This window comes from Kosakonia sp. SOY2, assembly GCF_027109175.1.
Classification (GTDB): domain Bacteria; phylum Pseudomonadota; class Gammaproteobacteria; order Enterobacterales; family Enterobacteriaceae; genus Kosakonia.
This window is the reverse complement of record NZ_JAPVXH010000001.1, coordinates 91,524-114,668: the sequence shown is the minus strand read 5'-3', so window position 1 is coordinate 114,668 and position 23,145 is coordinate 91,524. Positions and strand designations below refer to the sequence as shown.

The 23,145-nt window shown below is 55.0% G+C and carries 19 protein-coding genes; 12 read left to right on the top strand and 7 right to left on the bottom strand.

Annotated features, from left to right (window positions below; all coding sequences use genetic code 11):
• Positions 1 to 6 precede the first annotated feature (6 nt).
• From hyfH to focA, 5 genes are all read left to right on the top strand, one after another.
• Positions 7 to 555 carry a hydrogenase 4 subunit H gene (hyfH, locus tag O3S68_RS00490; protein ID WP_020454686.1) on the top strand — a complete coding sequence of 183 codons (549 nt, stop codon included), beginning with the start codon at positions 7 to 9 and terminating at the stop codon, positions 553 to 555.
• Complete coding sequence (locus O3S68_RS00485) at positions 552 to 1,328, top strand: NADH-quinone oxidoreductase subunit B family protein (RefSeq protein ID WP_269230581.1); 777 nt, start codon at positions 552 to 554, stop codon at positions 1,326 to 1,328. The genes hyfH and O3S68_RS00485 overlap by 4 nt, the downstream gene beginning before the upstream one ends.
• Positions 1,321 to 1,734, top strand: coding sequence for a formate hydrogenlyase maturation HycH family protein (locus O3S68_RS00480; RefSeq protein ID WP_269230580.1), 414 nt, complete (start codon positions 1,321 to 1,323; stop codon positions 1,732 to 1,734). The genes O3S68_RS00485 and O3S68_RS00480 overlap by 8 nt, the downstream gene beginning before the upstream one ends.
• A gap of 109 nt (positions 1,735 to 1,843) precedes the next feature.
• Positions 1,844 to 3,793 (top strand): sigma 54-interacting transcriptional regulator, encoded by a 1,950-nt coding sequence (locus O3S68_RS00475; RefSeq protein ID WP_114413884.1) that lies wholly within the window; start codon positions 1,844 to 1,846, stop codon positions 3,791 to 3,793.
• A 105-nt stretch (positions 3,794 to 3,898) separates the two neighbouring features.
• On the top strand, positions 3,899 to 4,756 hold the full coding sequence (gene focA, locus O3S68_RS00470; RefSeq protein ID WP_269230579.1) for a formate transporter FocA: 858 nt from the start codon (positions 3,899 to 3,901) through the stop codon (positions 4,754 to 4,756).
• A gap of 40 nt (positions 4,757 to 4,796) precedes the next feature.
• Here focA and O3S68_RS00465 read toward each other — a convergent pair whose 3' ends face one another.
• Positions 4,797 to 5,861 (bottom strand): AI-2E family transporter, encoded by a 1,065-nt coding sequence (locus tag O3S68_RS00465; protein WP_017458961.1) that lies wholly within the window; start codon positions 5,859 to 5,861, stop codon positions 4,797 to 4,799.
• A gap of 222 nt (positions 5,862 to 6,083) precedes the next feature.
• Here O3S68_RS00465 and bepA point away from each other — a divergent pair, with 222 nt between their 5' ends.
• The gene (bepA, locus tag O3S68_RS00460; protein WP_269230578.1) at positions 6,084 to 7,550 is read left to right on the top strand and encodes a beta-barrel assembly-enhancing protease; all 1,467 of its coding nucleotides are present in this window, start codon (positions 6,084 to 6,086) and stop codon (positions 7,548 to 7,550) included.
• Positions 7,551 to 7,562: 12 nt separating this feature from the next.
• Positions 7,563 to 7,919: an arsenate reductase (glutaredoxin) gene (gene arsC, locus O3S68_RS00455; protein WP_269230577.1), complete on the top strand. Its 357-nt coding sequence runs from the start codon at positions 7,563 to 7,565 to the stop codon at positions 7,917 to 7,919.
• A 31-nt stretch (positions 7,920 to 7,950) separates the two neighbouring features.
• On the opposite strand, the gene O3S68_RS00450 is transcribed toward arsC, so the two are convergent.
• The 3 genes from O3S68_RS00450 to upp all read right to left on the bottom strand — a co-directional run bounded on the left by O3S68_RS00450 (position 7,951) and on the right by upp (position 10,777).
• Positions 7,951 to 8,652, bottom strand: a complete 702-nt coding sequence (locus O3S68_RS00450) for a DnaA inactivator Hda (protein WP_065370367.1) — start codon at positions 8,650 to 8,652, stop codon at positions 7,951 to 7,953.
• A gap of 99 nt (positions 8,653 to 8,751) precedes the next feature.
• Entirely contained in the window at positions 8,752 to 10,041 is a 1,290-nt protein-coding gene (uraA, locus tag O3S68_RS00445) for a uracil permease (protein WP_045510364.1), read from the bottom strand.
• 109 nt (positions 10,042 to 10,150) lie between these two features.
• A complete protein-coding gene (upp, locus tag O3S68_RS00440) occupies positions 10,151 to 10,777 on the bottom strand; it encodes a uracil phosphoribosyltransferase (protein ID WP_017458966.1) in 627 nt (208 codons plus the stop codon).
• Between the two features lie 234 nt (positions 10,778 to 11,011).
• Here upp and purM point away from each other — a divergent pair, with 234 nt between their 5' ends.
• The 4 genes from purM (at position 11,012) to ppx (ending at position 16,570) form a co-directional block, all read left to right on the top strand.
• The gene (gene purM / locus O3S68_RS00435) at positions 11,012 to 12,049 is read left to right on the top strand and encodes a phosphoribosylformylglycinamidine cyclo-ligase (RefSeq protein WP_044489701.1); all 1,038 of its coding nucleotides are present in this window, start codon (positions 11,012 to 11,014) and stop codon (positions 12,047 to 12,049) included.
• Positions 12,046 to 12,687, top strand: coding sequence for a phosphoribosylglycinamide formyltransferase (purN, locus tag O3S68_RS00430; RefSeq protein WP_045510372.1), 642 nt, complete (start codon positions 12,046 to 12,048; stop codon positions 12,685 to 12,687). The genes purM and purN overlap by 4 nt, the downstream gene beginning before the upstream one ends.
• A gap of 277 nt (positions 12,688 to 12,964) precedes the next feature.
• Positions 12,965 to 15,025 (top strand): polyphosphate kinase 1, encoded by a 2,061-nt coding sequence (gene ppk1, locus O3S68_RS00425; RefSeq protein WP_017458969.1) that lies wholly within the window; start codon positions 12,965 to 12,967, stop codon positions 15,023 to 15,025.
• Positions 15,026 to 15,028: 3 nt separating this feature from the next.
• Complete coding sequence (ppx, locus tag O3S68_RS00420) at positions 15,029 to 16,570, top strand: exopolyphosphatase (protein WP_097408024.1); 1,542 nt, start codon at positions 15,029 to 15,031, stop codon at positions 16,568 to 16,570.
• A 12-nt stretch (positions 16,571 to 16,582) separates the two neighbouring features.
• Here the strand turns inward: ppx and O3S68_RS00415 are convergent, their stop codons facing one another.
• Positions 16,583 to 18,799, bottom strand: coding sequence for an EAL domain-containing protein (locus tag O3S68_RS00415; protein WP_269230576.1), 2,217 nt, complete (start codon positions 18,797 to 18,799; stop codon positions 16,583 to 16,585).
• Positions 18,800 to 19,151: 352 nt separating this feature from the next.
• On the opposite strand from O3S68_RS00415, the gene O3S68_RS00410 reads away from it, so the two are divergent.
• Complete coding sequence (locus O3S68_RS00410; RefSeq protein WP_071925214.1) at positions 19,152 to 19,343, top strand: YfgG family protein; 192 nt, start codon at positions 19,152 to 19,154, stop codon at positions 19,341 to 19,343.
• Between the two features lie 88 nt (positions 19,344 to 19,431).
• On the opposite strand, the gene O3S68_RS00405 is transcribed toward O3S68_RS00410, so the two are convergent.
• A complete protein-coding gene (locus O3S68_RS00405; RefSeq protein WP_269230575.1) occupies positions 19,432 to 22,491 on the bottom strand; it encodes an NACHT domain-containing protein in 3,060 nt (1,019 codons plus the stop codon).
• Between the two features lie 173 nt (positions 22,492 to 22,664).
• Positions 22,665 to 23,051, bottom strand: coding sequence for a hypothetical protein (locus tag O3S68_RS00400; RefSeq protein ID WP_045510380.1), 387 nt, complete (start codon positions 23,049 to 23,051; stop codon positions 22,665 to 22,667).
• Positions 23,052 to 23,145: the final 94 nt, after the last annotated feature.

Genomic DNA, 23,145 nt, shown 5'->3' with positions numbered 1-23,145 from the left:
GAAACGATGCTGAAATTGTTGAAAACCATTCTCAGAGCGGGCGAGCCGACGGTGAAATACCCGTTCGCACCGCTGGAGGTGTGCCCGGGGTTTCGCGGCAAACCGGAACTGGATCCGCAGCAATGCATCGCTTGCGGCGCCTGTACCACCGCCTGTCCGGCGAACGCGCTCACGCTGGAAACGGATGCCGGGGAGAACAGCCGCGTCTGGCAACTGTTCATCGGCCGCTGCATCTACTGCGGGCGCTGCGAAGAGGTGTGCCCGACGCGGGCGATCCGTCTGTCGGAAGAGTTTGAACTGGCGGTCACTAACAAAGCCGATCTGTATGTGCGCGCCACCTTCCGCCTGCAGCACTGTAGCGAGTGCGGCGTGCCGTTCGCGCCAGAAAAATCCGTGGCGCTGGCGGTGGAACTGCTGGCCCTGAACCAAAACGCACCGCACCAGCTTGAGAACCTGCGGGCGCAGGCCTCTCTCTGCCCGGCGTGCCGCCGACGCGCGGCGCTGGAGCATCGCGGCAGCGTTAACGTGCACTATTACCTGAAGGAGCAAGCATGAGTTCCGACCTGAAAGTGCTGAACCAGCATGTCAGCCAGCCGGTGCCGCTCGAGGAATCCGCGCAGAAAATGAAACAGCTACTGCTGCGCGATATCCAGCGTTCTGCCTACGTTTACCGCGTCGATTGCGGCGGCTGCAACGGGTGTGAAATCGAAATTTTTGCCGCTATTACGCCGCTGTTTGACGCGGAACGCTTTGGCATCAAAGTGGTGGCTTCGCCGCGCCACGCGGATATTTTGCTGTTTACCGGCGCGGTCACGCGCGCCATGCGCATGCCTGCCCTGCGCGCCTGGGAATCGGCACCGGATCATAAAATCGCCATCTCCTACGGCGCGTGCGGCGTCGGCGGCGGGATTTTTCACGATCTCTACTGCGTGTGGGGCGGCAGCGACACCATTGTGCCGATTGATGTGTGGATCCCCGGCTGTCCGCCGACGCCAGCAGCAACCATCCACGGTTTCGCGGTGGCGCTTGGCTTGCTGGAGCAAAAACTGCACGCCGTCGACCATCAACAAGCGGCAGATGAAATTGCCAGCGTACGCTGGCCGACACTGCCACTGGCATTGCGCGTGACGCTTGAACGGCTGGCGCGCCAGCTGGCGGGTTATCGCCAGGGACGCGAGATCACCGACCAGCTCTTCGCTTTATTAACCGCAGGCGATCCCGCGCAGGCTACGTTGCGGGTAAATAACTGGCTGCAACAGGCGGCGGACCCGCATCTGACCTCCATCGTGCAGCAACTGATGAACGAGCTGGAGCGTGCCCATGTCTGAGCAGCAAGCGAAAGTGATGTTCTGGATGCTGCGGCAGAAGTTTGTCGATAACAGCGTCGAACTGGAAGATAAAAGTCGCCAGGTGATGTACTACTCGCTGGCGATTGGTCATCACGTTGGGGTGATTGACTGCCTCAACGTGGCGCTCGAATGCCCGCTTGATGAGTATCAGCACTGGCTAACGTTAATCGACGACGTCGAAGCCAGGCGCAAAATGCAGGGGTTATTAACTTTTGGCGAAATCGTCATCGATGCCAGCCACGTGAATACGCTGGCACCGACATGCGTGCAGTTATCAAAAACCGCAGAAGAACCCTGGCGGAGCTGGAGCCGCCAGTTGCTGCAACATTTACAGGATATGGCGCATGAACCGGCGATCTACCTGATGGTACGGCTGTTGCGCTGAATGATTCATCACATAAATGTCACCCCAGTGATTTATACGTGAAGCTTGTAACACTACAAAAATAAGGGGTAATGTACTATTTACGCTCACTATTAAGGGCGACGTATCCATGATCTTACGGCAGTTGCTGGAACAGAATACTCACACTTCGTTACTCCGGGCGTTTATCCCTTTACCGCCGCCTTTCAGCCCCGTCCAGTTTATCGAATTACGCTTAAATAACGCCCACTTCTGGCGCTGCTTTGATGATGGCAGCGTCGAAACCAGCGAGCGTGAATACGGCGGAAAAGTCAGCGACAGTTCGCTGCACCTTATTCTGCTGGCGCAAAGTGAGGCGCTGGAGTTGCGTTTTGCCCGTACCGATAACGGCCAGTTCACGGAGCAGGACAACACGATGTTTAGCTGGCTGGCGCGGCTGGCAAGCCAGGCGCTGGAAACACAACTTTCTCAGGTAGCGTTGAGCGAGTCGATCGAAACACTGCGTGAAGAGCGCGACCATGATCGGGTGCTGGTGGACATTACCAACTCGGTGCTTTCGCATCTGGATCTTGACGATCTGATCGCCGATGTTTCGCAGGAAATTCACCGCTTTTTCGGTATCGATAATGTCCGCGTGGTTCTGCGCGACACGCTGCACTCCCGCCAGCTTATTTGCCATGCCACCCACTTTCCCAGCTGCCCGCCGGAAACCGAGCGCTTTGCGCTGCGCAGTGATAGCCCGGTGGTGCTGGCGGCGCTCAACGAAAATCAGGGTGCGCTGCTGCACCAGGCGCAGGATGCCGGGTTATGGCAGCGCGATCCGGTATTGCAACAGCTATTGATGCAGGGGTTAAACGTGGTGTTTATTTTGCCGCTGACCTTCAGCCACCACGCGCCTGGCGTGCTGTTGCTGGCGCACCGGGACGCCTCGATTTTCAGTGAGCAAAACTGTCGATTATTGCAGCAAATTGCCGACAGAATTGGCATTGCCGTCGATAATGCCGACGCCTACCGGCAGGTGATCCATTTAAAAGAGAATCTGAACAGCGAAAACCGCAAACTGAACGAGCAAATCGCCTCCAGCCAGAGTTTTGGCGACATCATTTACCAGAGCGATGCCATGCGCGACGTGCTTCAGCAGGTCAATATTGTGGCACTGAGCGACAGTACGGTGCTGATCCTCGGTGAAACCGGCACCGGCAAGGAGATCATCGCCCGCGCGCTGCACCAGATGAGCCCGCGCAAAGACAAACCGCTGGTGAAAATCAACTGTGCCGCCATTCCCGCCAGCCTGCTGGAAAGCGAGCTGTTTGGTCACGATAAAGGCGCTTTCACCGGGGCGATTAACGCCCATCGCGGGCGCTTTGAGATGGCTGATGAAGGCACACTGTTCCTCGATGAAATCGGCGATATGCCGCTTGAGCTGCAACCGAAGCTGTTGCGGGTGTTGCAGGAGCGCGAGATCGAACGCATCGGCGGTACGAAAACCATTCCGGTTAACGTACGGGTGATTGCCGCCACCAACCGCGATCTGCGCCAGATGGTGATTGATCGCGAATTCCGTAACGATCTGTTTTACCGCCTGAATGTGTTTCCGCTGGTGCTACCGCCGCTACGCGAGCGGCCGGACGATATTCCGCTGCTGGCACGTTATTTCACGCAAAAACTGGCGCGCCGCCTCAATCGCACCATTGATACCATTCCCGCCGACACCATCCAGCAACTGATGCGCTATGAGTGGCCCGGCAACGTGCGCGAGCTGGAAAACGTCATTGAACGCGCGGTGCTGCTGGCGCGCGACAACACCTTAAACCTGCATCTGCACGCCCAGCCCGTCAGCATGGTGCAGCCGGTTAGCCACGATCCCTTCCCCTTCACGCTGCCCAAAGTGGCGGAGATGATGCGCCCGGAGCCGCCGGAAAATGACGAAGCGGAACGCCAGCAAATTATTCAGGTGCTGCGCGAAACCAACGGCATTGTCGCCGGGCCGCGCGGCGCGGCCGCCAAACTCGGCATGAAACGCACCACGCTGTTATCGCGAATGCAACGTCTTGGTATCGCCGTGCGCGAAGTGCTGTAACCCCCTTCGGGTTCTGTGAACCCGCTAACGCTCTCTGGTTTGTCGCTGGTATGCGCTATGCATAAGACGGCGGGTGTCTACTATGCATTGAATCAGGAGAATCAAATGGATACTGGCAACGCGTTTGACCTGCGACTTCCTGCGGAAATGGCAAAAGTCGCCGAGCAGTCTGGATTGTATAAAGTCAGCAAACGAAAAGAGCTGTCGTTCTTCCTCGCGATTACTGCGGGCGTGTTTATCTCGATTGCGTTTGTGTTTTACATCACCGTTACCGCCGGGCCTGCGCCTGCGACCGCGCTGGCGAAGCTGGCGGGCGGTGTCTGTTTTTCCCTCGGGCTGATTCTGGTGGTGGTCTGCGGGGCGGATCTCTTTACCTCAACCGTGCTGACGGTGATGGCGAAAGCCAGCGGGTTGATTAGCTGGCGGCAACTGTTTACCAACTGGGTGATCGTCTATTTCGGCAACCTCGTAGGGGCACTGTTTTTTGTGGCGTTGATTTGGTTTGGCGGCCAGGCCATGAACAGCAACGGCTTGTGGGGGCTGAATGTGTTGCAAACCGCTGACCATAAAATGCACCACACCTTTATCGAAGCGGTGTGCCTGGGCACGCTGTGCAATTTAATGGTCTGTCTGGCGGTGTGGATGAGTTATTCCGGCCATACGTTGACGGATAAAATCATGGCGATGTTGCTGCCAATCGGCATGTTTGTCGCCAGCGGTTTTGAGCACAGCATCGCCAACATGTTTTTGCTGCCGCTGGCGGTGATCATTCGTGACTTTTCACCACAGAGTTTCTGGACGGCGGTACACAGCTCGCCAGATAACTTCCCGGCGCTGACCATCAGTAACGTGATTACCGATAACCTGCTGCCAGTGACGATTGGCAATATTATCGGCGGCGGCGTGCTGGTGGGGGTGACGTACTGGATTATCTATCTGCGTCATCAGAACGGGACGCATTGAGGAGAATGCCGGGCGGCAAGCTGGCTACCGCCCGGCAAGATTACTCTTCTGACACCGGCGGCGAATCCGGCCAGGCGTGGATCACCGCCTGAATCAGCGTCGCCAGCGGAATAGCGAAAAAGACGCCCCAGAAGCCCCACAGCCCGCCGAAGATAATCACCGATAAAATGATCACCAGCGGGTGCAGGTTAACCGCTTCGGAGAACAGCACCGGCACCAGCAGGTTGCCATCCAGCCCCTGAATAATCAGATAAACGGCAAAGCAGCTCCAGAACTCAGTGCCAAGACCGAACTGGAACAGCGCCACGCCAACCACCGGAATGGTGACGACAAACGCGCCGATATAGGGGATCAGCACCGAGAAGCCGACCAGCACCGCCAGCAGCAGGGAGTAGTTGAGACCAAACAGGATAAAACCGATCCAGGTGGCGACGCCGACGACAATCATCTCCAGCACTTTGCCACGGATGTAGTTGGTGATTTGCTGGTTCATCTCTTTCCACACCTGGCCTGCCAGCCCACGGTTGCGCGGCAGCACGCGGCGCACGGCGTTGAGCATCTGCTCTTTATCTTTTACCAGGAAGAAAACCATCAGCGGCACCAGCACCAGATAGACCGCCAGCGTCAGCAACCCGACCAGCGAGGCGAGCGAATATTTCACCACGGAATCGCCCATTGTCAGCATGCGGGAGCGCATGTTTTCCGCCATCGCATCGATGATCCCCGCATCCATTAACGCCGGGTAACGGCGCGGTAAGGTGGCGGCAAAATCAGAGAGTTTGCTTAACATGCCGGGCATATCACGGATCAGGTAAATCCCCTGCTGCCAGGCAACCGGCATCACCACAAACGCCATCACCAGCAGGATGCCGACAAACAGCACCAGAACTATTGTGGCAGCCCAGGTACGCGAACAGCCGATACGTTGCAGACGTGCGGTAGGCCACTCAAGCAGGTAAGCGATCACCAGCGCTACCAGCAGCGGCGCAAGAAGGCCGCTGAAGAAGAAGAGAATACAGAACCCCGCGAGCAGAATGACCAGCAGCGCAATCGCCTCCGGATCGCTGAAGCGGCGGCGATACCACTGCATTAACATTTCGAGCATAACGTTCCTTTATGAACCTCTTGAGCGGGGGTAAGGAGTGGAATTGTATCGAAATGTCACAAAAAAGACTTCGCTTTTCGTATCCTTTGCGGGAAACATAGCAATCCACTGAATACAATGTTTTTCATCCCTAAAGGCGGCTACACTCGAAGGCCGGTGAGCCGGAACGACGCCGCCGAAAGCAGGTCAACAGTGTGTCACCCCAAATACAGGAAAGAGGTTATGTTCAGGCAGTTGAAACGAACGCTGGTCGCAACCCTGATTGCCGCACTCAGTGCAGGTAGCGTTGCCCCGGCATGGGCTGATTCGATAGACAGCACGTTGCCGGATATGGGCACCTCGGCGGGAAGCACGCTCTCCATTGGTCAGGAGATGCAGATGGGCGACTATTACGTTCGCCAGCTTCGCGGCAGCGCGCCACTGATTAATGATCCGCTGCTGGTGCAGTACATTAATTCCCTCGGTATGCGTCTGGTGGCGCACGCGGATTCGGTCAAAACCCCTTTCCACTTCTATCTCGTCAATAACGATGAGATCAACGCCTTCGCCTTTTTTGGTGGCAATGTGGTGCTGCACTCCGCGCTGTTCCGTTATACGGATAACGAGAGCCAACTGGCCTCGGTGATGGCGCACGAAATCTCCCACGTCACCCAGCGCCACCTGGCGCGCGCGATGGAAGACCAAAAACGCAACGCGCCGCTGACCTGGGCGGGCGTGCTGGGTTCTATTTTGCTGGCGATGGCTAACCCGCAAGCCGGGATGGGCGCGCTCACCGGCACGCTGGCCGGAACACAGCAAGGGCTTATCAGTTTTACCCAGCAGAACGAACAGGAAGCGGACCGCATCGGTATTCAGGTGCTGCAACGCGCCGGGTTTGATCCGCAAGCGATGCCGACCTTCCTCGAAAAACTGCTGGATCAGTCGCGCTACTCCACGCGCCCGCCGGAAATTTTGCTGACGCACCCGTTGCCGGAAAGCCGCTTGTCGGATGCGCGCAACCGCGCCAACCAGATGCGTCCGGTGGTGGTGCAATCATCCGAAGAGTTCTACATGGCGAAAGCCAGAACGCTGGGCATGTACAACTCCGGGCGTAACCAGCTCACCAGTGACCTGCTGGATGGCTGGTCGAAAGGCAACGTGCGTGAACAACGCGCGGCGCAATATGGTCGGGCGTTACAGGCAATGGAAGCGAAAAATTACGCCGAGGCGGCAAAAATCTTGCAGCCGCTGCTGAACGCCAGCCCGAACAATGCCTGGTATATCGACCTGGCGACCGATATCGATTTAGGACAGAGCAAAAGCGCGGACGCCATTAAACGCCTCAATGGTGCCAGCGAACTGAAAACTAACCCGGTGCTACAACTCAACCTGGCGAACGCTTACCTGGAAGGTGGTCAGCCTGCGGAAGCCGCGCGCATTCTTAACCGTTACACCTTTACGAATAAAGAGGATGTCAACGGCTGGGATTTACTGGCGCAGGCCGAAGCGGCACTGAATAACCGCGATCAGGAACTGGCCGCGCGTGCCGAAGGGTTAGCGCTGGTAGGCAAACTGGATCAGGCGATCACCTTGCTAAGCAGCGCCAGTTCGCAGGTGAAACTCGGCAGCCTGCAACAGGCGCGTTACGATGCGCGAATTGACCAGCTACGCGAGTTGCAGCAACGGTTCAAGCCGTACCAGAAAATGTAATAAGGAGAAGAGATGTCAGAGACGGTGAAGATTTACCATAACCCACGCTGCTCAAAGAGCCGCGAAACGCTGGCGCTGCTGAAGGAAAACGGCGTTGAGCCAGAAGTGGTGCTCTACCTCGAGACCCCGCCGGACGTGGCGACGGTGCAAAAACTGCTGAAAATGCTCGGTATGTCCAGCGCGCGCGAACTGATGCGTAGCAAAGAAGATCTCTATAAAGAATTACAGCTTAGCGATAGCGCACTGACGGAAGCGCAACTGGTGCAGGCGCTGGTGGATAACCCGAAACTGCTTGAACGCCCGATTGTCGTTAGCCACGGCAAAGCGCGAATCGGTCGCCCGCCGGAGAAGGTGCTGGAGATTTTGTAGCATTAAAAAACCCTCGCCGCGTGGCGAGGGTTCAGAGTTTGAGGATCTCTTTGACGAACGGAATGGTCAGCTTGCGCTGGGCGGTGATCGACGCGCGATCCAGCTCATCCAGCGTATCGAACAGCGTGCGCATTTCTCTGTCCAGCCGCTTTAACAAAAACCGCCCCACGTCTTCCGGCAGTTCAAACCCGCGGATCCGCGCCCGCAGCTGTAAGGCTTGTAATTTGTCTTCGTCGGAGAGCGGTTGCAGCTTGTAGATTTGCCCCCAGTCCAGCCTTGAGGCCAGATCCGGCAACCCCAGATTGAGCTGGCGCGGCGGTCTGTCGCCGGTTATCAGCAAGCGGGTTTTGCCCTGTTCCAGAATGCGATTGTAGAGGTTGAAAATCGCCATCTCCCACGGCTCGTCACCGGCGACGCATTCGATATTGTCGATACACACCAGCGAGAGTTGCTCCATCCCATCCAGCACTTCCGGTACAAACCAGGTGCGCTTATCGAGCGGCACATAGCCTACGGCATCGCCGCGCTGGGAGAGTTCGGCACACGCGGCATGCAGCAAATGGCTGCGGCCCGCGCCTTCACGTGACCAGAAATAGATGTATCCGCTGTGCGCCTGGCGCAGAACGTTTTGCAGTGCCGCCAGTAAAGAGGGGTTATCACCCGGCCAGAAACTCGCAAAGGTTTCATCATCGGGTAAGTACAATGGCAGGGAGAGCTGTGCCGGCGTGTTCAGAGGTACCTCAACAAGGCTTACAAAAAACGCAGTGAGTCTATCACAAAATGTTGCAAGGTTTGAACCGGGCGCGAGGCCCGGTTCAATTCTGCACGATGTTTACGACTTCGCGACGTCATCTTCTGGCGCGTCCAGCACCACTTCTTCCGGGCGCAGTACGCTAATCAGTTTAAAGATCAGGCTCAGACCCACACCAACGATCGTCGCCAGCGCCATGCCTTTCAATTCAGCCGCGCCAATGTGCACTTTCGCGCCGCTAACGCCGATGATGAGGATCACGGAGGTGAGGATCAGGTTTTGCGCTTTGCTGTAATCCACTTTCGATTCGATCAGCACGCGGATACCGGAAGCGCCGATTACCCCATACAGCAGCAGGGAAACACCGCCCATTACCGGCACCGGGATAATCTGGATAGCCGCCGCCAGTTTACCGACGCAGGAGAGCAGAATGGCGATAATCGCCGCGCCGCCAATCACCCAGGTGCTGTAGACGCGGGTAATCGCCATCACGCCGATGTTCTCACCGTAGGTGGTGTTCGGCGTAGAGCCGAAGAAACCGGAGATGATGGTTGAAAGGCCGTTGGCGAACATGGAGCGGTGCAAACCCGGATCGCGGATCAGATCTTTTTTGACGATATTCGCCGTCACCACCAGGTGACCGACGTGCTCGGCAATCACCACCAGCGCCGCAGGCAGAATGGTGAAAATGGCAAACCACTCAAAACGCGGCGTGTAAAACGTTGGCAGCGCGAACCAGTGTGCCTGAGCAATCGGCGTGGTATCGACAACGCCCATCGCGAAGGAGAGAGCATAACCCGCAAGCACGCCAATCAGGATCGGGATAATCGCCAGAAAGCCGCGGAACAGCACCGAGCCAAACACCGTCACGCCCAGCGTCACCAGCGAGATAATCACGGTTTTGGAATCCGCAGACTGCCCTTCCGCAGGCAGCAGGCCGGCCATGTTCGCCGCCACACCCGCCAGTTCCAGACCGATGACGGCAACGATTGCGCCCATCGCCGCAGGCGGGAACATCACATCCAGCCAGCCGGTGCCCGCTTTTTTCACAATGAACGAGACGATGCAGAACAGCACGCCGCACATAATGAACCCGCCGAGCGCCACTTCGTAGCCCAGCGGCAGCAACAGCAGTACCGGGGAGATAAACGCAAAGCTGGAGCCTAAATAGGCCGGAATTTTCCCTTTACAGATAAAGATATACAGCAGCGTTCCGACACCATTGAACAGCAGCACGGTGGCCGGGTTAATGTGGAACAGGATTGGCACCAGCACGGTTGCGCCGAACATGGCGAACAGATGCTGTAAACTAAGCGGGATCGTCTGCAAAAGCGGCGGTCTTTCACTTACCCCGATAGCACGGCGCGTCATAGTGTTTTCCTCTGAGTGTTGTTGTTGTCCACCCGTCCAAAACGGCGGGCAGTGTTATGAACTCCAAAAAAAAGCCGACTATCAAAGTCGGCTTTCGATTTCTTATCAGTTACTTCGTACCAAAGATTTTGTCGCCGGCGTCGCCGAGGCCCGGAATAATGTATCCGTGCTCATTCAGCCCCTGGTCAATCGACGCGGTGTACAGCTCAACATCCGGGTGCGCTTTTTCCAGCGCCGCCAGCCCTTCCGGCGCGGCAACCAGCACCAGCACTTTAATACTGTGGCAACCGGCATTTTTCAACAGGTCGATGGTAGCGATCATCGAACCACCGGTCGCCAGCATCGGGTCAACAACCAGCGCCATGCGCTCGTCGATGTTCGATACCAGTTTCTGGAAGTACGGTACCGGCTCCAGCGTCTCTTCATTACGGTAGATACCCACTACGCTGATGCGCGCGCTCGGTACGTGCTCCAGCACGCCTTCCATCATGCCCAGACCTGCGCGCAGGATCGGCACTACGGTGATTTTCTTACCTTTAATTTGATCAACCTGTACCGGGCCGTTCCAGCCTTCGATGGTCACTTTTTCTGTTTCCAGATCGGCCGTTGCTTCATAGGTCAGCAGGCTGCCCACTTCTGAGGCGAGTTCACGAAAGCGTTTGGTGCTGATGTCGTTCTCTCGCATCAGGCCCAGCTTGTGTTTGACGAGTGGGTGTTTTACTTCCACGACCTTCATACTCTTCTCCTTTCCCCTGACAGGTGGCAGCCACAAAAAAAATCGCCGGATTATACCGCTTTTTCTCCGTTGCGCTACAGGAAGGCGCTTGATCGCGATCAATCAGACTGGAAAAGAGTATATCGCAAGAATCCGCCGCGCCCTTAAATAATGGACTCGCAAACGTTTGCCTTGGCTGTTAGAATTGCGCCGAATTTTATTTCTACCGCAAGTAAACGCGTGGGGACCCAAGCAGTGACCGATAAAACCTCTCTCAGCTATAAAGATGCCGGTGTTGATATCGACGCGGGCAATGCTCTGGTTGACCGAATCAAAGGCGTGGTGAAGAAAACCCGTCGCCCGGAAGTGATGGGCGGTTTGGGCGGCTTCGGTGCGCTGTGCGCGCTGCCGCAAAAATATCGTGAGCCAGTACTGGTTTCCGGCACTGACGGCGTGGGCACAAAACTGCGTCTGGCAATGGATCTGAAACGTCACGACACCATCGGTATCGATCTGGTGGCAATGTGCGTTAACGATCTGGTGGTACAGGGCGCTGAGCCGCTGTTCTTCCTCGACTATTACGCCACCGGCAAGCTGGATGTTGATACTGCCGCCAGCGTGATCAACGGCATCGCCGAAGGCTGCCTGCAATCTGGCTGTGCGCTGGTTGGCGGCGAAACGGCGGAAATGCCGGGCATGTACCACGGTGAAGATTACGATGTCGCCGGTTTCTGCGTCGGTGTGGTAGAAAAATCAGAAATCATCGACGGCTCGAAAGTGGCTGACGGCGATGTGCTGGTCGCACTGGCTTCGAGCGGCCCGCACTCCAATGGCTATTCGCTGGTGCGTAAAGTGCTCGAAGTGAGCGGTGCCGATCCGCTGGCTACGCAACTGGAAGGCAAACCGCTGGCCGATCACCTGCTGGAACCGACCCGCATTTATGTGAAGTCCGTGCTGGAGCTGATTGAAAATGTCGATGTCCACGCTATCGCCCACCTGACCGGCGGCGGTTTCTGGGAAAACATTCCGCGCGTACTGCCGGATAACACCCAGGCGGTAATCAATGAGTCCTCCTGGCAGTGGCCGGCCGTGTTTAACTGGCTGCAAAACGCCGGTAACGTGAGCCGCCACGAAATGTACCGCACCTTTAACTGCGGCGTTGGTATGGTGATTGCGCTGCCTGCGGCTGAAGCCGATAAAGCCATCACTCTGCTGAATGCGAAAGGTGAAAAGGCGTGGAAAATCGGTATCATCAAAGCATCCGATTCCAGTGAGCGTGTGGTTATTGAATGAAAAACATCGTGGTGCTGATTTCCGGTAACGGAAGCAATTTGCAGGCAATTATCGACGCCTGCAAACAGAAGAAAATCAACGGCACCCTGCGGGCAGTATTCAGTAATAAGGCCGACGCGTTCGGCCTTGAACGTGCGCGGGAAGCCAATATTCCCGCCCATGCGCTGAGCGCAGATCAGTTCGCCAGCCGTGATGCGTTTGACCGCGAGCTGATGCAGGAAATCGACGCCTACGCCCCGGATGTGGTGGTGCTGGCGGGTTATATGCGTATCCTCAGCCCGGCGTTTGTCGCGCATTACGCCGGACGTCTGCTGAATATCCACCCTTCCCTGTTGCCAAAATATCCCGGTCTTCACACGCACCGCCAGGTGCTGGAAAACGGTGATGAAGAACATGGTACCAGCGTGCATTTTGTTACCGATGAGCTGGACGGTGGCCCGGTGATTTTGCAAGCAAAAGTGCCGGTGTTCGAAGGTGATACGGAAGAAGAGATCACCGAACGCGTGCAGTCACAGGAACATGCGATTTACCCGCTGGTGGTCAGCTGGTTTGTTGATGGCCGCCTGAAAATGGACAGCAACAGCGCGTGGCTGGATGGTGTGCGCCTACCGCCTGAAGGCTATGCGGCCGACGAATAATTACTGCAATTTATCGCTTTTCACCCTGCCCGCCGCGGCAGGGTTTCTTTCCTCTTCCCCTGCTAAAAGAAAAAGTTACTTTATTTCCATCACCTTAGATGCGAAAAACGGATTACTGTCATACTTTTTTGGCACAGTTGGACATCTGACGGCAAAGCTCGCCATAATAAGTTGTGTCATACGAAGGGACGCCAGCAACGTTCACCTGTCAGTCAGGGCACCGCGAGAGCGAGAAGGATTTGCCGTGTCCCGAGCAAGAACCGGAGTGTAAACAGGAATGGGTCAGGAAAAGTTATATCTCGAAAAAGAACTAAGCTGGTTGTGCTTCAATGAACGTGTTCTCCAGGAAGCCGCCGACAAAAGTAACCCGCTTATCGAACGCATGCGTTTTTTGGGGATCTATTCCAACAACCTCGACGAATTTTATAAAGTCCGTTTTGCTGAACTGAAACGCCGCTTAATCATTAGCGAAGAGCAAGGCGTTACCACGAATTCCCGCCATCTGCTGGGCAAGATCCAGTCTCGCGTACTGAAAGCCGATCAGGAGTTCGACAGTCTGTACAACGACCTGCTGCTGGAGATGGCGCGTAATCAAATTTTCCTGATTAACGAACGTCAGCTTTCGCAAAACCAGCAGAGCTGGCTGCGCAATTACTTCAAACAATATTTGCGCCAGCACATTACCCCGACGCTGATTAACCGCGAAACCAACCTGGTACGCTTCTTAAAAGATGATTACACCTACCTGGCGGTAGAGATTATTCGCGGCGACGAAATCCGCTACGCGCTGCTGGAGATCCCGTCAGATAAAGTGCCGCGCTTTGTTAACCTGCCGCCGGAAACGCCGCGCCGTCGCAAACCGATGATCCTGCTGGATAACATTCTGCGTTACTGCCTGGATGATATCTTTAAAGGCTTCTTCGATTATGACGCGCTGAACGCCTACTCGATGAAAATGACCCGTGACGCCGAATATGACCTGGTGCACGAAATGGAGTCGAGCCTGATGGAGCTGATGTCCTCCAGCCTGAAACAGCGTCTGACCGCCGAGCCGGTACGATTTGTTTATCAGCGCGATATGCCCGATGCCATGGTCGAGATGCTGCGTGAAAAGCTGACTATCTCCCGTTATGACTCCATTATTCCCGGCGGGCGTTATCACAACTTCAAAGACTTTATTGGTTTTCCGAATGTCGGCAAAGCCAACCTCGTCAACAAACCGATGCCGCGTCTGCGCCACATTGGGTTTGATAAGTTCCGCAACGGTTTTGACGCCATTCGCGAACGCGATGTGCTGCTCTATTATCCGTACCACACCTTTGAACACGTGCTGGAGCTGCTGCGCCAGGCGTCGTTCGACCCGAGCGTGCTGGCGATCAAAATCAACATTTACCGCGTGGCGAAAGATTCGCGCATTATCGATTCGATGATCCACGCCGCGCATAACGGTAAAAAAGTCACCGTGGTGGTGGAGTTGCAGGCGCGTTTCGATGAGGAAGCCAACATCCACTGGGCGAAGCGGCTGACGGAAGCGGGCGTGCAGGTGATCTTCTCGGCGCCGGGCTTAAAAATTCACGCCAAACTGTTCCTCATTTCCCGTATGGAAGGGGAAGAGATCGTGCGCTATGCGCACATCGGTACCGGCAACTTTAACGAAAAAACCGCGCGGCTTTATACGGATTATTCACTGATCACGGCCGATGCGCGCATCACCAATGAAGTGCGCCGGGTATTCAACTTTATTGAAAACCCCTACCGCCCGGTGAGCTTCGATTATTTGCTGGTGTCGCCGCAGAACTCGCGCCGCCTGTTATACGATATGATCGATACGGAGATTGCTAACGCGCAGGAAGGTAAACCTTCCGGCATTACGCTGAAGCTGAATAACCTTGTCGATAAAGGGCTGGTGGACAGGCTGTATACCGCCTCCAGTTCCGGCGTGCCGGTGAACCTGCTGGTGCGCGGCATGTGTTCACTTATTCCGCAACTGGAAGGCATCAGCGAAAATATTCGTGTCACCAGTATCGTTGATCGTTATCTTGAGCACGATCGCATCTATATTTTTGAGAACGGCGGCGATAAACGCGTTTATCTCTCCTCCGCAGACTGGATGACACGTAACATCGATTACCGTATCGAAGTGGCCGCACCGCTGCTCGATCCGCGCCTTAAACAGCGCGTTCTGGATATCATTGATTTGCTTTTAAGTGATACCGTGAAAGCCAGGTACATCGATAAAGAACTGAGTAATCGCTATGTGCCGCGCGGCAACCGTCGTAAAGTGCGCGCACAACTGGCGATTTACGACTACATCAAATCACTCGAACAGCCCGACTAACCTATGCCGATACAAGAAAAGACGCCACGACCGGAGGAATTTGCCGCGGTCGATCTGGGTTCAAACAGTTTCCATATGGTCATTGCGCGTGTGGTCGACGGCGCAATGCAGATCATCGGCCGCCTGAAACAGCGCGTGCACCTGGCTGATGGTCTGGACAGCAATAACATGCTGAGCGAAGAGGCAATGGAGCGCGGGCTGGCTTGCCTGTCGCTGTTCGCCGAACGCTTGCAGGGCTTTGATCCGGCAAGCGTGTGCATTGTCGGTACGCACACGTTGCGCCAGGCACTGAACGCCACAGAATTTCTTAAACGCGCGGAAAAGGTTATCCCCTACCCGATTGAAATCATTCCGGGCAATGAAGAAGCACGCCTGATTTTTATGGGCGTGGAACATACACAGCCGGAAAAAGGTCGCAAGCTGGTAATCGATATCGGCGGCGGTTCTACCGAATTGGTGATCGGTGAAGATTTCGAGCCGAAGCTGGTGGAAAGCCGCCGTATGGGCTGCGTAAGCTTTGCGCAGATGTACTTTATGGGCGGCACGATTAACGGCGAAAACTTCCGCCGCGCGCGCATGGCGGCAACACAAAAGCTGGAGTCGCTGGCGTGGCAGTTCCGCATTCAGGGCTGGAATGTCGCGCTTGGCGCATCCGGTAGCATTAAAGCCGCCCACGAAGTGCTGATCGCCTCCGGCGAGAAAGATGGCTTTATCACCCCGGAACGGCTGGAGAAGCTGGTCGCCGAAGTGCTGAAGTACAAAAGTTTCAGCGAACTGAGCCTGCCAGGCCTTTCCGAAGAGCGTAAAGCGGTGTTTGTGCCGGGGCTGGCTATTCTTTGCGGCGTGTTCGATGCGCTGGCGATCCGCGAGCTGCGCCTTTCCGACGGCGCGCTGCGTGAAGGCGTGCTGTATGAGATGGAAGGTCGTTTCCGCCACCAGGATATTCGCAGCCGCACCGCGCAGAGCCTCGCCAGCCAGTACAATATCGACCGCGAGCAGGCGCGTCGCGTGCTGGAAACCACCACCCAGATTTACGATCAGTGGCTGGAGCAAAACCCGAAGCTCGCTAACCCGCAACTGGCGGCGTTGCTGAAATGGGCAGCGATGCTGCACGAAGTAGGGCTTAATATTAACCACAGCGGGATGCACCGCCATTCGGCGTACATTCTGCAAAACAGCGATCTGCCCGGTTTTAATCAGGAGCAACAGCTGATGATGGCGACGCTGGTGCGCTGCCACCGTAAGGCTATCAAGCTTGATGATTTGCCGCGCTTTACGCTGTTTAAAAAGAAGCAGTATTTGCCGCTGGTGCAAATCTTACGGCTTGGCGTGCTGCTGAATAACCAGCGCCAGGCAACCACCACGCCGCCGACGCTGCGCCTGACTACCGATGCTAATCACTGGACGCTCAGCTTCCCGCACGACTGGTTCAGCCAGAACGCGCTGGTGTTGCTGGATCTGGAAAAAGAGCAGGAATACTGGGAAGCCGTGACCGGCTGGCGACTGAAAATCGAAGAAGAGCACTCTCCCGAAGTGGCGGCCTGAGCCGCCCGTTCGCTACTCGTTAACCAGCGTCTCCAGCGGCGCTGGCTTACCAATCAGATACCCCTGTAAATAGTCGATACCCAGCGCGATTGCTGCGCTGCGTATCTCTTCGCTTTCCACATACTCTGCCACCACCAGCATTTTTTTCATCCGTGCCAGATGGCAAATCGACGCCACAATCTGATAATCCAGGCTGTTCGAGACAATATTGCGGATAAAACTGCCATCGATTTTCAGGATGTCGGCATTAACGGTTTTCAGCCGCGCATAGCTGGCATAACCGGTGCCAAAATCATCGATCGCCACCCGGCACCCCATCTGTTGCAGTTGCCCCAGCGTCTGGTTGGCCTGCTGAAGATTGGTCATTGAGTTGCTTTCGGTGATCTCGAAGATTAACTGCCAGGCTTCGATGCGGTATTTGCGCAATAAACGCCGGACTTCCTGGGCAAACTGCGTGCGGCAAATTGAGGCCGGAGAGAGGTTAATGGAAAAACGCTGAGCGGGGAGTTTTTCGCGGTTTTGCGCCATAAACATCAGCACATGTTCGATCACCCATAAATCGATGCGCGACGACAAGCCGAATTCATACGCGACAGGCAAAAACGCATCCGGGCTGATGTTGTCGCCGTTCTCTTCCCGCATGCGCAGCAGGATCTCGTAGTAGTCATCGCCGCGCACGCCATGAATTAACTGAGCCATCAGGATAAAGTGATTTTTTTCCAGCGCCAGTTGCAGGCGATTCATCATATCCACTTTGCTTTTCAGGCTGCGTTGCAGATTCGCCGCGCCCCGGTTTTGCAAATTTTCCGGGTGGTTGGTCGCCAGCGACAAATCGGCGATGGTGCTCATTTCACCGAGCAGTAAATAGAGGTGCTTCACTGGTGAACGTACGTAGCAGTAACTTAACCCCACCTGCGGCTGCAGCGGCATATCATCCCAGATAAAGCGGAACTGCTTGATGCGCGCGTCCAGTTCCTCAATGCGTGTCTGGTGCGACTGGGCATTCAGGCGGATCGCCAGATCGTGCCCGGAAAGTTGATACACGTTCTCTTCCGCCGACAGCAGCGGCCTGAGCCAGTCCGCCATGCGCTGTTTATACTGAATGCGCAGCAGCACGCCATAGTTACGCCCCAGCAGTTCCAGCTCCGGCACGCGCAGAAAACAGAGCACCGACCACGGCGTATCCGCCATAGCCCGGCTCAACGCACGAAGATTGGGCATGTTGGCAACCGGATCGATAAACGCCAGACGGCGGGCGCGATCATGCACCAGTCTCTGACGCGTCGCCATCATCGCCATGGCGAGAATGATGAAGGAAAAGACCAGGTAACTTGATGAGGCGATCGCGAGTTGCACGTCGTAAGCGGGAAACCATGGCAAATAACGGTAAAAAAAGTGAATAGAGATGACCAGTAGCGGTGTCCAGACCAGCGACATAAAACGATAGCCGTAGCGCATTGATCCCCAAAGCATCACCGGTAACAGAAGTGAAAGCGTGTAGTTGGTGCTGAAAATGGAACTGTTTTTATTCAGCGGCATCAGTAACAGCAGCAAAATGCCAATCACCACGGCGAACCAGACCCCAATCTCAATGCGCGTAACTTTACGATCAAACTCGTGGCGCATTTGCGATAACCACGACATCGCGTAACGCGGATGGCGAATAACGCGGATCAACAAATAGCTAAACGGCACGCCGGTCATCGTCCCGACCAGTAATGCCTGGTAATTGATGAGCATCGGCACATTCCACGCCAGCGCGCCGCCGTCGCTTGTTGCCCGATCGTAAAGATTCAGCCAGACGCCCAGCTCAAGAATAATCAGATAAATCGACGCCGGGCAGAGCACCTGCCAGAAAATACGCTGCGAAACCAGCAATGCCGTGCCATAAGCCACCCGGTGGCGGCGAGTGACAAAAATACGGTAACCGGCCCAGCTAAGTATTACAGGCAGCAGCAAATGCACGCCTTTACTGACCATTTCCAGCGGCGGTGCGGGCCAATAATGGCAAATCAGCGCCAGCACAATGCCCGGCAGCGCCGCCCAGCCATAAAACATCATCAGGGCGATCAGCAACGCCATCGGCAGATAATAGAGAATGACCGTCTGACCAGAAACGGTAGTAAATGTATTAGCGAGGCTAAACAGTGGGTACAAAATAACAGGCGTGATGAGCGGCAAAGCCCACCACTGATCTTTCAGGCGATAATATTTTTGAATAAGTGTCATAGATGCTCGGTTACCCAACCCAGATCCTGGCGGGTGTTTCAGGCAGGTATCCGACCCGACTGTGCTGTGCAACGGTGAAGTGCCAGTTTGTTAACAAACAGAAATTCTAATTCCGGACAATATCTGTTAATTGATTTGCATCAAAAAAAGCGCGCCAGCCAGCTTTAATTACCGGCTTAATGCGCATTATCGTCCATTTTTCATTGCTCACGTAAATATTTAATTTATCTTATATAATCCCTGGTGATAATTTAATCATTGTGATTTTGCGCCAGGCTTAATTGACCTGACAAAAAGAGTGTGCATTAATGTCGCTGTCGCCCGTAAATCGGGTATTCCTAAAGGAAACATTGTGAGTCAGGCAACCAGTATGCGAAAACGACATCGATTTGACAGTCGCATGACCCGTATCGTACTTCTTATCAGCTTTATCTTTTTCTTCGGCCGCTTCGTCTATTCCTCTATTGGCGCCTGGTACCACCATCAGGACAAAAGCCAGTCGCAACAAATCAGTCAGACTATCGACCCCACCGCACGACGCTAAAGTTTATCCGATTTTGCTTACACGCTTTACCGCGTGGGTTTGCGCTCGTCTGTGCAACGGTATTCGCCCCATTGCACAAACGCGTTGCTTATCTGTCGAGGTTTAACCAGCGCTCTTCCAGCCGCGCCAGCGCCGTGTAGGCTTCGCCAAGCCCAACCGCCAGTTTGAACCCTTCCGGCCAGTGACCAGTGGCGGAAATACCTTCACTTTCAAGCCGCAGAACAAACTGCAAACGCCCATAATCCGACACGCATTCCGCCATGATCTTCGCGATTTGCGCACGTTTAATGACTGAGCCAAAGGCCAATTTCCGCAGCCTCCGCAGATCTTTAATCCCCCCGCGCACAGCTTGAATAAAGGTGAACACCACGTATGCCGCCATCAATGCAATCAGCACAGAGAAGGTGGCCTTAAAGACCGGCTCCGCCATCGGATAGCGGGAGATATAATGGATGAGGCTGAAAATAATGCCTACCCCCGCAGCGGATGCCGCAAGAACCGACAGCGCCGCCAGCCATTTTTTGGGGTTCAGCAAATCATGAATTTTACTGCGAACAAACCGACAGATTGCCACCCAATCAAGCAACATCAACCCTAACACTACATTCGCGGCGGCCAGCCAGCCGTTATAAATGGCGTATCCGCTATAGGTGTAAAACGGTATCGCCGCCAGCGACAGCGCCGGGGAGAACAGCCCGGCAATACTGATCACCAGCAGGATGACAAAACTCATCACGCGAAACAGTACAAAGGTGCCGGATATAAAACCCTTATCAATAAATGACGCAGCAGCGCGCGGAGCGGGACTATCACTGCCCGTTTTTTTCGCTTTCTCTGTTTGCGCCGTACGCCCCGCTTTGCCGAACAGCAAAATTGGTGCGGTCACCGCCATCGCGTAACTCACGCTGAAAAGGGTAATAAACGGCAGTGCAATGGCCAGTAACAACGTGCTGGCAAGTGCTGCTTTCATGCTCCATAAACGCATCTTCGCAACGCGATAAACCCCGCTTAAGGCATCGGATAATGATAAGCTCAGCAGGATATTCTTGCGCCCGCGCCAGAAGTTGGTTTCCGAAATATTCAGCACGTATTTCTTCATCCCCTCTTCCAGCTCATCATTCATTTTCGGCAGATGACGACAGGCGCGAAACGCGGTCTCCTGTAACCAGCCATCCTCACCAGCAATCGCGGTGGTCAGCACCGGCGCGGCACGCGATTCGGAGAGCAGCCCGGTCGCTTCCAGGCAAATTTTCGCCAGCAGAATGTTATCGCCCGTTTTAACGTGCTGTATCACAAAGGCAGAGAGATCCTCTTCGAACGGTTGCAGCACCTCGCGGCGGGAGCCAAATGCGTCGATTAAAAAGCGCAGGCAGTGAATAGCGCGAATGCGCTGACCTGCATCCGCAAAATGGTGCTGGATCTCACCCCAGCAGAGTTCCGCCAGCCGTTTTGCTTCGGCTTCGCTACACAACTGGGCATACAGCACCAGCGCATCGCGACCGCGTGAATCCGTAGGAATGTGCGAATCCGGCACTTCCGCAGGTTGCTGCAAAAAGCGGGTGGTGACGAAATACTCCAGAAAGCGTCGATGCACAAACGCAAACGACTTCTCATCGCCAGGGGTGACTCTGGCAATACGGGCAAAACGCAGGAGTTCCAGCACCGTGTCCACGTGTTCTGAATTGAAATAGCTGCGGATCACTTTCACCGGCGCTTCGAGGCCAAACGTCGAGGAGCGAAAAACAAACCACGCGATATCCGTCGCAACCTCGATCACCTCACGAGAGGAGATCCCCGTATCGCGCAGCTCCTGCTTGCAGAGCTGTATCCGGCTGTCGATATAGTTTTTATAAATCTCAGCCTGATTGATCGGCAATGTCTCGTTAACCGCGATCCATTCGCCAAGAAGCGCCATCATAAACGGGTTACGCACCAGCGGGATCAGATCCAGTCGGTGGCTGAATAACGTATTTCGCACCTGATCAGTAAATTGCGGATACCGACTCAGCGCTTCTGAAATACCGGCTTCGGAAAGCGGGCGGATCTCCAGCACTTTATCCGCCAGAAACGCACGCGTCGGCTGGCGGAATACGCGCGAAGCTAAAACCCCGCGTGAGGCCGTTTGCGTAGTAATAAAGCGCGAGATAACCGTGGACAACGAATCGATGACCGTCGAGTTTTCGCTGGCGTCCAGCAACTCGGAGATCTCATCAAACGAATCGAAGATAAAAAATAAGCGACCGGTACGCCACAGGTCGTGAAAGTAGTCATTAACAAAATCTCGCGTGTAGGCGTCACCACGCCGGACGAGGTTTTTAATGACAAACGCTTCCAGATCTTCGACAGAAAACTCTTTGCGACCGCCAGTGACAATGCTGTCAGGTACCCACTCGCGCAGGTTGATGTAAATCGGCACGCGGTGCGTCTTTTTAACCTCCGCCAGCATATCTCTGGCAAGTTTGCGCAGCGCCACGCTCTTGCCGGAACCCGGTGCGCCCAGAATCAAAAACGACCGTGAGGTTCTGTCTTTGCGGATCGCGTCTTGCAGCCCAAGGATCTTTCTACGGGAAACGAGACCTTTCGCTTTACGGATCTCAACCTCGGCTTCCAGTTCGGTGTAGTACTCAGGGCTCCAGTTACTGCTCACGTCAATCGAGGTGAGATCCTGCTGCAGCATGTTGCAGAACACCTCCAGCTTTCGTGCAAAACGATCTTCCGGGAAATCCTTTTTCAGCGGCGTCGGATGCCCACCGCCGACGCTTCGATCGCGCAGGCAAAAGAACACAATACCAACGATGATGACAACACTGGCAAGGATCCACGGCGAAGGCTGGCTGATTAGCTGGATATTCTTCAGCCACGCAGGAGCATTTTGCAGCACCGGCAATGTCCAGATAGTCGGTAACAGCGTATTTAACGCGCTGGAACCGCTGCCAATGATGCCGAACCCGAGCACCAGCACCAGCGCGCGTATCTTGTTCGCACCATACCCGGCTGGCATCAGCAACGGGCGCGTGAAATAGATCATCAGGCAGATAAACACGGCAACTGAAGCCGCATTAAACCACGAGGAATAGAGCCCGGTTCCCACCACGAAGCACAACGCCAACGCAAGGAGGAGTAAAACGAATTTTTGGCTACCCGACATGTGAATCCCTTCTTTGTGCTTGTGACGCCTTTTGCAATAAAACAGCACTATAACGCCTCCGGCACCGCAAGCCGGAAGCAAACTACCTGATTTAGTGGGGGTTGTCTGAGGAGAAAAGCCCGATGCGCTTCAGTGAGCAATGCGCACGACGCTTTCACTGCGCATGCGTTGCTTTAATCCGCAACAGCGCGACGGGTGAGGATCTCTTGCACATAATGCTCAATTGCAATGTGATGTTCCCGATTGATGCGCGCAATAAAAGTCTGCAGGGAATCGTTCGTTGCGTGGAGCGTATCCGCAAGCAGTTTATCGAAATCGCTTTGCGTGAAACGGGCATTTCCCTTTAGCGTGGAATGCTGAAGCAGGGTGTGCGCAATGATTTCGAGCACGGCGCGTCGGTAATTATCGGCAAGCAGAACATCCAGATCGCTTTGGCGAATAACAAAACGAAAATCGAAGCTGACAAACCCGGAATCGACCGGCAACGAGTATGTCAGTTTATCGCCTTCCTGCCAGACCTGCGGCTCATAGCCATCCCCCATTAGCTTTACTGACTGCATCGCGCTCCCCGTTCAGCACCGTTGATATGTACGAATTACCACCTTAACGTGATGAAGAACATAGCGTAAAGCCATCACTAATGGCAGTGGCCCA

Coding starts and splice junctions, on each gene's coding strand:
- hyfH (WP_020454686.1), top strand. CDS start 7: ATGCTGAAATTGTTGAAAACCATTCTCAGAGCGGGCGAGCCGACGGTG.
- O3S68_RS00485 (WP_269230581.1), top strand. CDS start 552: ATGAGTTCCGACCTGAAAGTGCTGAACCAGCATGTCAGCCAGCCGGTG.
- O3S68_RS00480 (WP_269230580.1), top strand. CDS start 1,321: ATGTCTGAGCAGCAAGCGAAAGTGATGTTCTGGATGCTGCGGCAGAAG.
- O3S68_RS00475 (WP_114413884.1), top strand. CDS start 1,844: ATGATCTTACGGCAGTTGCTGGAACAGAATACTCACACTTCGTTACTC.
- focA (WP_269230579.1), top strand. CDS start 3,899: ATGGATACTGGCAACGCGTTTGACCTGCGACTTCCTGCGGAAATGGCA.
- O3S68_RS00465 (WP_017458961.1), bottom strand. CDS start 5,861: ATGCTCGAAATGTTAATGCAGTGGTATCGCCGCCGCTTCAGCGATCCG.
- bepA (WP_269230578.1), top strand. CDS start 6,084: ATGTTCAGGCAGTTGAAACGAACGCTGGTCGCAACCCTGATTGCCGCA.
- arsC (WP_269230577.1), top strand. CDS start 7,563: ATGTCAGAGACGGTGAAGATTTACCATAACCCACGCTGCTCAAAGAGC.
- uraA (WP_045510364.1), bottom strand. CDS start 10,041: ATGACGCGCCGTGCTATCGGGGTAAGTGAAAGACCGCCGCTTTTGCAG.
- upp (WP_017458966.1), bottom strand. CDS start 10,777: ATGAAGGTCGTGGAAGTAAAACACCCACTCGTCAAACACAAGCTGGGC.
- purN (WP_045510372.1), top strand. CDS start 12,046: ATGAAAAACATCGTGGTGCTGATTTCCGGTAACGGAAGCAATTTGCAG.
- ppk1 (WP_017458969.1), top strand. CDS start 12,965: ATGGGTCAGGAAAAGTTATATCTCGAAAAAGAACTAAGCTGGTTGTGC.
- ppx (WP_097408024.1), top strand. CDS start 15,029: ATGCCGATACAAGAAAAGACGCCACGACCGGAGGAATTTGCCGCGGTC.
- O3S68_RS00415 (WP_269230576.1), bottom strand. CDS start 18,799: ATGACACTTATTCAAAAATATTATCGCCTGAAAGATCAGTGGTGGGCT.
- O3S68_RS00405 (WP_269230575.1), bottom strand. CDS start 22,491: ATGTCGGGTAGCCAAAAATTCGTTTTACTCCTCCTTGCGTTGGCGTTG.
- O3S68_RS00400 (WP_045510380.1), bottom strand. CDS start 23,051: ATGCAGTCAGTAAAGCTAATGGGGGATGGCTATGAGCCGCAGGTCTGG.